11 protein-coding genes are annotated in these 12573 nt (G+C 43.5%); 5 read left to right on the top strand and 6 right to left on the bottom strand.

Going from position 1 to position 12573, the window contains the following annotated elements:
• Positions 1-480 precede the first annotated feature (480 nt).
• Positions 481-1053 carry a hypothetical protein gene (locus PAEAM_RS00950; protein ID WP_100526300.1) on the bottom strand — a complete coding sequence of 191 codons (573 nt, stop codon included), beginning with the start codon at positions 1051-1053 and terminating at the stop codon, positions 481-483.
• A gap of 116 nt (positions 1054-1169) precedes the next feature.
• Positions 1170-2084, bottom strand: a complete 915-nt coding sequence (locus PAEAM_RS00945) for a DsbA family oxidoreductase (RefSeq protein ID WP_100526299.1) — start codon at positions 2082-2084, stop codon at positions 1170-1172.
• 134 nt (positions 2085-2218) lie between these two features.
• Between PAEAM_RS00945 and PAEAM_RS00940 the strand changes: the two genes are divergently transcribed.
• Positions 2219-2566, top strand: coding sequence for a winged helix-turn-helix transcriptional regulator (locus PAEAM_RS00940; protein WP_100526298.1), 348 nt, complete (start codon positions 2219-2221; stop codon positions 2564-2566).
• Positions 2567-2728: 162 nt separating this feature from the next.
• Here PAEAM_RS00940 and PAEAM_RS00935 read toward each other — a convergent pair whose 3' ends face one another.
• Positions 2729-3193: an NUDIX domain-containing protein gene (locus tag PAEAM_RS00935; protein WP_100526297.1), complete on the bottom strand. Its 465-nt coding sequence runs from the start codon at positions 3191-3193 to the stop codon at positions 2729-2731.
• A gap of 111 nt (positions 3194-3304) precedes the next feature.
• Complete coding sequence (locus tag PAEAM_RS00930) at positions 3305-4189, bottom strand: LysR family transcriptional regulator (protein ID WP_100526296.1); 885 nt, start codon at positions 4187-4189, stop codon at positions 3305-3307.
• Between the two features lie 124 nt (positions 4190-4313).
• On the opposite strand from PAEAM_RS00930, the gene PAEAM_RS00925 reads away from it, so the two are divergent.
• The 4 genes from PAEAM_RS00925 to PAEAM_RS00910 all read left to right on the top strand — a co-directional run bounded on the left by PAEAM_RS00925 (position 4314) and on the right by PAEAM_RS00910 (position 9005).
• Positions 4314-5324, top strand: a complete 1011-nt coding sequence (locus tag PAEAM_RS00925; RefSeq protein WP_100526295.1) for an alpha/beta fold hydrolase — start codon at positions 4314-4316, stop codon at positions 5322-5324.
• A gap of 186 nt (positions 5325-5510) precedes the next feature.
• Entirely contained in the window at positions 5511-7115 is a 1605-nt protein-coding gene (locus PAEAM_RS00920; RefSeq protein WP_100526294.1) for a type 2 periplasmic-binding domain-containing protein, read from the top strand.
• Positions 7116-7205: 90 nt separating this feature from the next.
• Positions 7206-8096, top strand: a complete 891-nt coding sequence (locus PAEAM_RS00915) for an ABC transporter permease (RefSeq protein WP_036615758.1) — start codon at positions 7206-7208, stop codon at positions 8094-8096.
• Between the two features lie 18 nt (positions 8097-8114).
• Positions 8115-9005 (top strand): carbohydrate ABC transporter permease, encoded by an 891-nt coding sequence (locus PAEAM_RS00910; RefSeq protein WP_100526293.1) that lies wholly within the window; start codon positions 8115-8117, stop codon positions 9003-9005.
• 105 nt (positions 9006-9110) lie between these two features.
• Here the strand turns inward: PAEAM_RS00910 and PAEAM_RS00905 are convergent, their stop codons facing one another.
• Together PAEAM_RS00905 and PAEAM_RS00900 are read right to left on the bottom strand one after the other, a co-directional pair.
• The gene (locus PAEAM_RS00905; RefSeq protein WP_100526292.1) at positions 9111-10856 is read right to left on the bottom strand and encodes a cache domain-containing sensor histidine kinase; all 1746 of its coding nucleotides are present in this window, start codon (positions 10854-10856) and stop codon (positions 9111-9113) included.
• 28 nt (positions 10857-10884) lie between these two features.
• The gene (locus tag PAEAM_RS00900; protein WP_165789792.1) at positions 10885-12501 is read right to left on the bottom strand and encodes a helix-turn-helix domain-containing protein; all 1617 of its coding nucleotides are present in this window, start codon (positions 12499-12501) and stop codon (positions 10885-10887) included.
• Positions 12502-12573 lie beyond the last annotated feature (72 nt).

Genomic DNA, 12573 nt, shown 5'->3' with positions numbered 1-12573 from the left:
TGAATTTGACCGTTTGTTTCTTGAATTCTTCGTTATATCGTTGCCGCTGTTCTCCCATGTGGACACCTCCGTTAGTCTTATTATCCTTCCGTCCGTTAACGGGTGTCCACTTTTTATTCTAGCTCCAATGTTGCAGAATCAGCCCCCTTTTTCATACTATCTCCTACACTTTGCAGCAAATAGGGTTTGTCATATTCGTTAGAATTTTAATGGCTTGATATTGACCCGAATAAGGTTTCTGAGGTTCGTTAGCGCTGAGCAAGCATGCGAAATCGAGCTGGTTTGAACCTCATATACAGTATAAGCAAATAAGCCACCCTCCGTTTGACGTACGGAGAGCAGCTTGCAGTTAAGCATCTAGCGGGGAAGATAAGGCATAGAACAGATCAGAAAGAGATCAGATCACCCCACACACTAGCAATGCTTCCTTCCCAAATGCAACGAAGGTTGTGTTCTAATTCACGATTTTCATTTCAAGTATTATCCTTGTTGTGCTTCCTCTTCACCTTCGGTTTCAGCCTGAGCTGCTTGGCTTGCTGGAGTCATCAGCCCTTGAACTGCCCCCATAAATGGCTGAATCTGCTTAATCATGCCATACCCCATTTTGACCACAGGTGTAAACCGCTGGATCATGCCAAACAACCGCATACCCCCGCCTAACATACCTCCAATCGAGCCTGCACCGCCAAAGCCACCTAACAATGAGCCTAGCATAGGCATGAAAGAGGATACCTGGGCTTGCCTAGACGTTGAGCGAGACATCGACCGGGATCGTACTTTCGACTTACGTGTGCTGTTCACCCGTTTACGGTTTCGAGAGGATGTTGTTTTTCTCGTAGCCCCTGCTTTAGGTTTGGTTTTGCGAGCACTGCCTTCAGATGAGGGTGCTGTGATTGCCGCCTGTGTAAGCTTTCCGCCCCCGGTAAGCACTACGCCTTCGCTGTTAACGCCAGAGATGTACCCGACATACGTCTCGCCATTATGAAGAGTCACGCAGACTGGGCGATCCTTGAGCCGTTTCACCCGGACGTGTATTTCATTGGTTTTAGCCATGGAATTCACCTCACTTGACTTGATCTACTTCAGTCTACGCAATGGGTGGACGACTTGCCTGTGCGAATAACACATCCGTGTGCCAAAAGCAGGAAGATTCTGACATGGCTCCTGCCTCAGATATGCTCAATATACATCTCATTCAAAATATGACCCATACGATATGTGTGCTCTGCCAATTCAGATTTCACATATGATTCAATATCACTCTTTTCGATATCGTACAAGACCTCCATTTCTTTAGAAAAAAGAAGGTGTCCCTCATTGATTTTCTGCTCCAACGAGGTTATCTGTTTGGGTTTCAGATCACCACCAAGCACCTCCTGAAGTGCTTGCACATATGTTTCAAGAGAACGCGCTCCGACAATTTTCATACCCTGGTTCTCTTCATTCACAATGATAATGGATGGGAAACCTCTAACTCCCAAACTAGCCACACTCTCAAAGTCTTCCTCTAATAACTCTTGTGCAGATTGCTGTGCAGCCGCCTCAACCACTTCTTTACCATTTAAACCCAGTTGATTGACGATATCCGTCAGCACATCATCTTCTCCAATATTTCGATTAAATACAAATACGGCTTCACGCGCACGTCTTAAAAAGTCCTGCTCTTTCCCAGGGTGTGTACTCTGAATGACCTTAAATACGCGAGATGGCGGATAGGAAGAAAGTATTGGATTATCATGCCATAAGGAACCGTCGATGGGCATGCGTGAATGTTCACCCACTTCCTTCCAATGCGCTGCAACGTCCGAAGGTTTCTGAATCCCGTTAGCGCCATCCGAGAAACCATTCCAGTTAGCCAGTAGCCCACCCATTTTGATTTGTAGCGTAAAATAATGGCCGTATTCCTCAATAAACCGATGAAGCACAGGCTCAAGCGCCCAGCAGTGAGAGCAGATCGGATCTGTTGCGTAATATAGAGTTATCCTTTTCTCAACATGATTCAGATTGATTTCTTGCATCGCCTCTTCCTCATTCACACCACATACGCCTGTTTCCAGATCACACATCATTGATTCGTTACTCACGTTTATCCCGCCTTTATATTGTCTTATGAATTGATTTTCTTGTGTTAGTTTGATTATAATGTCTACAATCTTCTGAACAAGTACGATTCTTTTTCTGACTTAGTATCAAAAAGTATACTATTGGAGGGTATCAAGTGAAATACGACTTTAATTTCGATCAGTTATGTCCAGCGACTTATGCATTTCAGGTCATTGGAGGCAAGTGGAATCTTCCGATCCTGGCAATCCTCAGTGAAAATGACTGTATACGTTACAATGAATTAAAAAGAAGACTGCCTGGCATTACCGGAACGATGTTAACGAACTGTTTGAAGGATTTGATTCATTCCGGCATCGTGCATCGGGAGCAATATAACGAGGTGCCACCGAGAGTGGAGTATTCGCTCACAGAATCAGGCAAGGAATTGGTTCCTTTAATTGAATCCATGGTAATGTGGGGTCAGAAAAATATGACAGCAGGCGTGAAGCAACAAGAACTATAACTCCTGGCCTAGTGTAACCCCTTATCATAGATGTTCATTTTTGAATCGCTCTGTACACTTTGTTCAACGGCAAAAAGGCTATTTCACTGGACCATCATGTCCTTTGAAACAGCCTTTCCTTTATAAATACAAGACGGTCGCTTGTTTACGACGTGTACACATCTAACTATTCAGGTCGTCATCTTCCTCATTTCCTAAATACATAACCGTTTTTTCTCCATCAACCAATCTAATGATCTGCTTTCGTAATTTTGCAGGAAATAAAGGTAGTTCGTATATATTTTTAATTTCGAGCCATTCATATTCCACCTGATTTTCGTCATTTGGCAGAATAGAACTATCTTGGTCCATCAAACCTATGTACTCGCATAAAAAAACAAAATCTACACGATGAAGAGCCTCACCGTATACCCCTTCAATTACGAATTCCAGTGATAACGGTTCTACATCTATTCCGATTTCTTCCGCAACTTCACGCTTCACCGCATCCGTCAGGGTTTCACCTGCATTCTGGCTCCCACCAGGCAGAATGTAGATGACTTCATCATTATCATCCTGCTTCATTGCAAGCATTCTCCCGTCTTTAATGATCAATGCTTTTGCAGAATTTCTAATCTTTCTCTCCATTGCTAATCCCCCATATATATCTGTATCATGTTGTTAAAGGTTGATTCCATTTAACCTCACGATCTCCATGAAGAGTATTTTAACACATACATCTAAACAAATTCTGAACAATCAAATCAACTCACTCTTGGCGACCTCCATGAAAGCAGCCATGGACGGAGAGATCCATTTTTCCCGATGCCAGAGCATTTGCGCAGAAAAGGATATATCTGATAAATCCCACGGCAGAGCAACCACTTCCCCATCGCTCAACTCTTTCTTCAAAGCCATTTCAGGTAATAAAGCGATCCCTAGACCAGCCGCAACACATTGTTTAATGGCTTCTACACTATGAAACTCCAGCTCTGTCAGAGCATCTGCACCTTTCTTCGTTATGGATTGGTCAAAATAAGTGCGATACGAACAGTTCTTTTCGGTCAGCAAAAAATGCTGTTTGTGGAAGTCATCAATGACCAACTCGGAACGCGATGCTAACATATGATCGGGAGAAACCACCATTTGAAAGGTCTCATCCTTTAAAAACTCTGAATGAAGGTCTCTGGAATTAATAGGCTCATCCAATACAAAAACGACATCGGCATGCCCTTCTCTCAGACTTGTTTTAAGCTCTTGCCCAGACAAGGGGCGGAACAATAACCGCACACCAGGATAGTCTGCTCGGAAGCGTTTGAACAAGGCTGGAAGAAGATATGCACACAGCACTTCGTCTGCTCCGATCACAACCGTTCCCGCCAATTCTCCGTGCTGACTGGATATACACTTTGCTTCCTCTACATCGTTTAATATCTTAGTGGCGTACGGCAGAAACTGTTGGCCAGCATCTGTTAACACAACCTTTTTGCCTAATCGATCCAGCAATTTCACCCCGAGCTCTTCTTCCAGCGATTTGATTTGCATGGTTATGGTAGACGGTACATAGCTCAATAATTCAGCAGTTTGACTAAAGCTGCAGGTCGATGCAAGTGTCCAAAAGGTTTTTAGCTGGCGTATTTCCATGAGTCAGGCACCTCCTAAGTTCAAAATAAATGAATGATATGTTCGATAACGTTTCGTTGAATTGATAATAGACGTAATGTAGAGTGAAATCAAGTTATTACTATTTTATAAGGAGAATCAATCTATGAACAATTATGAAACATATAACCTAGGAGATACATTACTTCAATCGGGGCAACAGCTCCCTCAAGCCTTTATCGCTTACAAGACCTATGGAAACTTAAACGCGGCAAAGGACAATGTTATTGTTGTCCCAACATGGTTTGCTGGAATTCACACAGATAATGAATGGTTAATTGGAACGGACAAAGCGCTGGACCCCAGTCGTTATTTTATCGTTGTGCCCAATATGTTAGGTAACGGGTTATCGTCTTCTCCAAGTAATACCCCTGCCCCATATGATAAGAACAACTTCCCTATGATCTCCATGTATGACAATGTACATGCCCAACATCAACTCATCACTCAAAAATTCGGTATCTCCAAAATCAAACTTGTTGTGGGCTGGTCTCTGGGAGCCATGCAGGTTTATCAATGGGGAACCAGTTATCCTGAGATGGTTGAGCGTATTGCCCCCTTTGGCGGAACGGCAAAGAGCAGACCCCATACACAGTTGGTATTCGAAGCAATGATCGCGGCATTACAGGCAGATTCGAATTATAAAAATGGTAGATATGAGCGCCCTCCGGTTGCCGGTCTCGCAGCGATGGGAAGAGCTTATGCTCCATGGGGGTTCTCGCAGGCATACTATTTGGAGAAATTGTACCAATCTGAGGGGTACGACTCCTTAAAATCTTATGTAGAAGATTACTGGGATCAGGTATTTCTTCCCTTCGATGCTAACGACTTGATTACCATGCTACGTACAGGAATCTATGGAGACATTAGCGATAATCCCGTAGATGACGGCAACTTCGAACAGGCGTTAAGCAAGATCACTGCTCCTGCACTCGTTATGCCAGGATCAAGTGACTTGTTTTTCACGCCAGAAGACAGTTCGTATGATGCTCAGCATATGCCAAACGCGGTGTATCAACCTGTAGAGTCCAAGTGGGGACACTGCTTTGGAATCGGAGCAAACGAAGAGGATTCACTCGTTATCGATCGTCATCTAAAGCAATTTTTGGAGACATGAGTAAAAAAAGAAGGAGCACAAAGTAAAAAAAGTGCACAAAGCTCATTATTCTTTTCTCCGCTACAACTCAAAAGTAAAAAAAGATACCAGTTCTCGTCAATAACCTTTATATCACGTTCCCCCTTTCTCGTTTAGAATATTTTCAAGTAAGCGTTATTGAAATATGACTGATAAGGGGGAAAAGAAATGAACAAGAAAACGAAAGCCTTAGTCTTGTCTGTGTGCATGTCAGCCTTATTACTCGCAGCCTGTAGCAATGGAAGCGGTGCTGATAAAGGTTCAACGACGGACACGGATTCCAACGAGGCTGGAACGACAACCATTCATACCGTAACCTCAGAATACACTTCAGCAAAATATCCAAAGGGCGACGATATCACCAACAATGTATGGATTAAGCGATACAAAGAGAAGTTTAATATCAATGTCAAAACAGACTGGGTCAGCGATGAGTACGATACAAAACTCAATTTGGCTATCGCATCGAACGATCTTCCTGACGTATTCAGAGTTAATCCATCACAACTGAGACAGTTAGTCGAAGCAGATATGGTCATGGACCTTTCCGAGGTCTTTGATCAATACGCTTCAGATCGTCTCAAAGGTTACATGGAAGCAGATGCAGACAGTTACGAATCTGGAAAGAAGGACGGTAAGCTATACGGGATACCACAGATGCACTGGGGATTAATTGAACAACCAGACTTCATCTGGATCCGGAACGACTGGAAAGAAGAATTGGGTGTCCAAGATCCGAAATCTGTGGAAGACATCAAAAATATCGCACTCAAATTCATGGAAAAGCACGGTGGTTATGGTATAGCGGTAGACCAATCGTTGGATTACCTCAACCTGCTGGCCATTGCATGGAATGCGCATCCGGATATGTGGATGGAGGATAGCACTGGAAAACTTGTGTACGGCTCCGTGCAGCCTGAGATGAAAAATGCGCTGGCTGAGTGGTCAGAATGGTACAAGCGAGGCATCATTGATCCGGAATTTGCAATCAAAGACTTTAATGCGATGAACGCGGATATCGTAGCCGGCAAAGTGGGAATGCAACCTTATTACCAATGGTGGGGTTATAATCCGGGTGTCGACACAGTATCCAATCTGGGTAAGGACGCTATCTTCTACCCTTATATCATCCCTACCGTTGATGGAAAAGAAGCCAAACAATCCATTTTCTTCGCCAACAACAATTATATCGTTATGAAAAAGGGATTTAAGAGCCCAGAAGAAGTGATCAAAATTTTGAACGACTACGCTTATATTGTGGACGAAGGCAATGGCAAGGAATCCACAGAAACGTTATCCGCCTTGCTGGACAACGATATTGCCCATGTTGTTGGAGCGTTCCGTGTACTTAATCCGAATTCCGATTACGAGCAATTTGAGGCGGTCTCCGCTGCCCTTCAATCCAAGGATACCAGTGGACTCACAACTTCGGGGATGTGGCAAAAATATAACAACAGTGTGGAATTCATCGAGAATGCAACCCCAGGAGCAGTTGGTGATTATTTGCAACAAGGGGCTCCAAAGAATGCGTATGGTCTTGCCAAGAAAGTACTGGACAGCGAGAACTATACAAAGACGGCCTTATGGGGTGTTACGCCAGAAATACTTTCAAGCTACGGAACAACCTTGGATGATATCCTGACCGAAGGCTTCACCAAGATCATTATGGGTAGCGAAAGTATCGATTATTTCGATGTTATTGTCCAGAATTGGCGTGCAGCCGGGGGCGATGACGCAACTCAGGCAGTTAATGAAGCCTACGGGAAGAAATAATCTCGTTTGTCACAAAGAGGGGATGAGGGTCATCCCTCCCCTTTATTTGATAGCGATTACATTTGGCGTACGATGAACGGAGGAATATGAATGTTGAGAAAATGGAAGCAGCAGAGTCCTTACCATCTCATGTTGATTCCAAGCCTGGTCTTGGTCTTCATCTTTTGTTACATCCCTTTCTATGGACTTATTATTGCGTTTCAGAAGTACAATCCGGGCCTCGGCTTCAACTCGCCATGGGTAGGATGGGATAATTTTACCCACATATTTAATCAGCCGAACTTTGTAAGAACGATCTGGAATACATTGTACATGTCTGTCTTTAAGATTATCGGTGGTATAATCGTACCCGTAATTTTTGCATTACTGCTTAATGAGGTACTACACAGTGGAATTAAACGTACATTTCAAACCCTTGTCTACATTCCGAACTTCCTCTCTTGGGTCATTATGGCTGGTATCATGCTGGATATCCTTAGCTCCGACGGCATTATCAATACATTTCTAAGTGTATTTGGGATTGCACCGATCTCCTTTCTTGGCACACCTTCTATTTTTCCTTGGACGATGATTGTGAGTGACATATGGAAAGGTTTCGGGTTTGGCACGGTTGTTTATTTGGCAGCCCTGACCAGTATTGATCCGGGACTTTACGAAGCCGCGGTGATCGACGGAGCGAAACGGTGGAAACAAACCATCTACATTACGTTGCCTCTACTCATGCCAACCATTGTTTTAATGACCGTACTTTCACTTGGAAACGTACTCAATGCTGGCTTTGACCAAATCTATAATCTCTACTCCCCTGTTGTCTATCAGACGGGTGATATTATTGATACCTATGTCTACCGTTTAGGAATTCAACAAGCACAGTATTCAATTGGTACCGCCGTCGGGTTATTCAAATCGATCATTTCCAGTGTTCTCGTTGCTGTATCGTACATCCTGGCTTACAGAGTGGCTGGCTATCGTATCTTCTAAGAAGGAGGAACTTACATTATGATCTATGATAAAAGTATGAGCAGACGTGTATTTCTTATCATAAACTACACCATATTGCTTCTAATCTCTCTCCTATGTATCCTGCCGTTTATCAACCTGCTGGCTGTTTCATTCAGCAGCAGCGCGGCTGTATCTGCGGGGAGTGTTACGTTCTGGCCTGTGGAATTTACGACAAAAGCCTATGAATTTGCATTAACTGGAGGATCATTTTTCTCCTCTCTCTGGGTAGCCATTCAACGAACCGTTATCGGAACGGTGGTGAATCTGGTTCTGATCGTACTCACGGCTTATCCCCTCTCCAAATCCAAACAAAAATTAATGGGGCGTAATATCTATATGGGATTTTTCATAATAACCATGTTATTCAGCGGAGGACTAATTCCAACCTATCTCGTGGTTGTCAAAATGGGACTAATCGATTCCATCTGGTCTCTGATCCTGCCTGGGGCCCTCCCCGTATTCAGTATGATTATCCTCATGAATTTCATTCGGGGGCTGCCCGAGGAGATTGAAGAATCAGCCATTATCGATGGTGCTGGGCCTGTACAGGTATTGCTTCGTATTCTACTCCCACTTCTCAAGCCCGCTCTCGCTACGGTTGGTTTGTTCAGTATCGTTGCCCACTGGAATTCGTGGTTCGATGGCATTATCTATATGAACAATCCAGACAATTATCCATTACAAAGCTACCTGCAGACCCTTCTGCAAAGTTTTGAGCAAATCATGTTAAAATCTGGGTCAGATTATACGCAGCTGTTGTCCATGATGAACGCCAGAACGGGGCGCGCCGCTCAGATGTTCCTGGGTGCGATTCCGATTTTACTCGTGTACCCATTCTTGCAGAAATATTTCACCAAAGGTTTGGTGCTAGGTAGCGTCAAAGGGTGAACAAAAGGGCTCGCAGTTCATACTGCGAGCCCTTTGTTTATATCTAAACTTATGTTTATGATCGCTGTACCGCATTATGAGATGCATAAATGAAAGCATGTATGACTATTTGGTTTCTAGGATGGCAGGCAGCAGAATGGAGAAAATGGTACCTTCACCTATTTTACTCTCCACCTGTATTCCATAGGGTTTCCCAAAATGAAGTTGAATCCGCCGCTGCACATTATGCAATCCAATCCCATTCGTTCCCGTACTTGCACCGGACTTTTCTTCCAATAGATTCTGCATCGTATGATGATCCATACCGACGCCATTATCGCAGACTTGGATCACAACTTCATCCAGCTGTGATTGAATACGAATGGTGATGATTCCGTCTTCTTCCAGTTCGGCCAGACCATGAAAAATCGCATTCTCCACAATCGGCTGCAGGATCATTTTAGGCATGCGATAATTTAGCAGTCTATCCTCAATCTCATATCTCATCTGAATACAATCGTAGTACCTGACATTCTGGATCGTTACGTAATTCGTTATATTATCAAGTTCCTCACGAATGGTTACGAGGGTTCCATCGGATTTTGTTGCATAGCGGAGCATCGAGATTAGTGCATCGGTCATTTCCACGATTTTATCAGCCTGCTGCATTGAGGCAATCCATTTCACCGACCCAAGGGTATTATACAGAAAATGAGGCTTGATCTGTTCATGGAGCGCACGCATCTCGGCCTTGGCTTTCTCTATTTCTTCCTGCTGCATCCGTTCGACCAACCGCTTCAATTCGTGTGACATTCTGTTAAATCGAATGGATAAATGACCAATCTCGTCTCTTGAGCCAATAGGTTCAACTTGTTCAAACTGACCTTTTTCGACCAGAGCGATATTCCGGAGCAGCGTCTTAATCGGAGTTGTGATGACATGAGATAGAAAGATGGATATGACGGCAGCAAAAAGAACAATGACTATGGCAAGCGTCACCAGATTACGGCCCAATATTTTGCCATCAGCAGTCAGCTCATCCAAAGGCATATATAAGTAAGTTGTCCATTTTTGCTGACTAAGGGGACTGGTCACCACGACATTTAGTGCTTCGGGCGGGCGAACGTTGTCCCGGAACAGTGTCCCGATTAATCGTTCGTTCACGTTATATACGATCTTGTCATCCTCATCAACGATCATGAATCTGGAGCGCAGCCCTTCCTGCAAGTTGCGGTTGACGATTTCAATGAATTTGATATCAATGCTGACAACAATCACGCCAAGCAGTTTTCCACTAGTCACATCATGAATTTTGCGAGCGTGTGACACAGCCAGTATTTTATTCTCCAATTGCTCGTCGATTCGTGTTGTGAGTGTAATGGTTCGATCCTTATCATGCATGAACTTTTTAAACCATAATTCGTTCGCTACTTTGAAGTTTGAATCAATGGGTTGATGTGGACTGACAAAAAGGTCTTGCCCCCCGTTCATATTGTAGAGGTAAATGGAGAATACGCGATCTTTCATCATGATATAATTCATCAGAATATTGTATGCGGCAATCTCATGTTGTTTATCACCCTCTCGCAGGAAATCCTGGATCGGAAAACTCCCTTCATGAGTCGCAGACAGATTGTCACTAAGCCCATTGCTGGCTAGCAGCGAAATTTTCTCAATCTCCTTGAGGAACTCATCAATGCGAATATTCGTCTGTTTGGCCAGATCGTTTAGCAACGTTGTATAGTTCTGTGCCAACAACCGCTCTGAGGAGTAATACGAATTGATTGTCATCACCAATACCGGAAGGATAATGACCGTCATACAGATCACCATAATTTTGTACTTGATTCGGAAGGGCCGAACATGCTTCATATGCTGCACCTCTATTCACCGATTACATTCATCCCTGCTGTAATTCTCGATATTCCTCAGGAGTGACCCCTACCGATTTTTTGAAAATCTTACTGAAGTACGTGTAATTATGGTAGCCCACCTTTTCTGCGATTTCATACACTCTCATTCCTCTGCTCAATAGATACGCCTTGGCATGTTCAATTCGAACTCGGGTCAAATACGTAATAAAGTTCTCTCCTCGTTCCTGTTTGAACACACGGCTGAGATACGACGGATTCACACTAATTTGGCTAGCGATACTTTGCAGTGAGATATCTTCCGCATAATACTTGTCGATCAATTCAGTGGCGAGATCGGTGTAAGTGCTTTCCTGTTTGATTTGGGAATCGGTTTGGAAGTAATATGCAATGTGAGCAAGCATTTCTTGGTGGATATCCTCCCAATACTCCCCCTTTAGAACGATTTCATAGGGTGATTTTTCTGTTAAAGAAGGTGCACCTCTTTCCGTAGCTCGGGATAGATGGGAATGTATCGTTTCCATTACCATGATATATTGCTTGCGAATGCTATTCTCATCCGCTCGTAGCTGTTCCAGATTGAATCGGATTCCTTCAAGGAACTTTTCCGCCTTTTGGTTGTCTTTGCTTACCCACAACTTCAACAAATCTCGTTCTTGTTGCGGGCTTAAAGCCCCCTTAACTTCATGTCGATCTGGGGATTGAACCATATCATCGTAATACAACACCTGGTTGCTTCCTGTGAAGAAACTCTGTTGTAGAGCCGTTTCTGCCTCTTGGCAGGCCTTCCTGATGTGAAGGAAACCGGAAGTCATTCTACTTACCCCAGCCGTGAGCGATAGATTCATAAAATCCTTGATTGAAGACAGCAATTTATTACATAGTTTATTCAAGTCGGCGTGTACAGATTGGCTCTCAGGAAGTACATTGACGATCACCCAATATTCTGAGGAACTTTCAACAAAAATCTCTTTCTCCCACTTCGATGGAATGATCTCTTCCATAATATTAAGAATCGAAAATCGGAGCAGCTTTTCCCCTTTCTCTACATATTTCCGCTTTGCATCCTCGTAATAGTTCACGATGAACTTCATGACAACCAACTGGTCCGAACGTATACGAAAATGTAGTTCTTCCGCTTTGGTGACGATATCCTCCTCACTAATGAATCCGCTTACAATATCTTGGAAGAAACTATCCTTTAGATATCTTAGGCTCTTGGAATAGTCCTGTGTTATAGAGGGTGTGTTGGTTGGGTGAACATGTTCACTTTGCAGTTTCTGTCCAACAGTGCTCAGGAGGTCAATAAGGGAGGATTCGGTGATCTCACTTTTAATCAAGTAATCTGAAGCGCCAAGTTTTAGCGCCTCTTTCACATAATGAAATTCGTCAAAATTACTCAGGATGACATACTTACAGGTTTTCAGTACGCAGGAGGCCTCTTGTATAAGCTGTAGCCCATCCATAATCGGCATCTTAATATCTGTAATAATTAGATCAGGCATCACTTCAAGCGCAAGGCTTAATGCCTCTTTTCCATTTCCCGCCTCACCAACAACATAGAAATTGTACTCTTCCCAATTCAGCATGGAACGAATTCCAACCCGCATGAGCAATTCATCATCTACGATCATCAGTTTATACATGCGTATCCCCCAACATGAACCATTTTTAGATATTTTACCATTAAACGAACCGTTGCAAAGATGTCTAGCGAA

Origin of the sequence: Paenibacillus sp. GM1FR (assembly GCF_002803315.1) — a bacterium.
Lineage (GTDB): Bacteria > Bacillota > Bacilli > Paenibacillales > Paenibacillaceae > Paenibacillus > Paenibacillus amylolyticus.
Note: the sequence above shows the minus strand (reverse complement) of the source record. Positions and strands in the feature narration are given on the sequence as shown.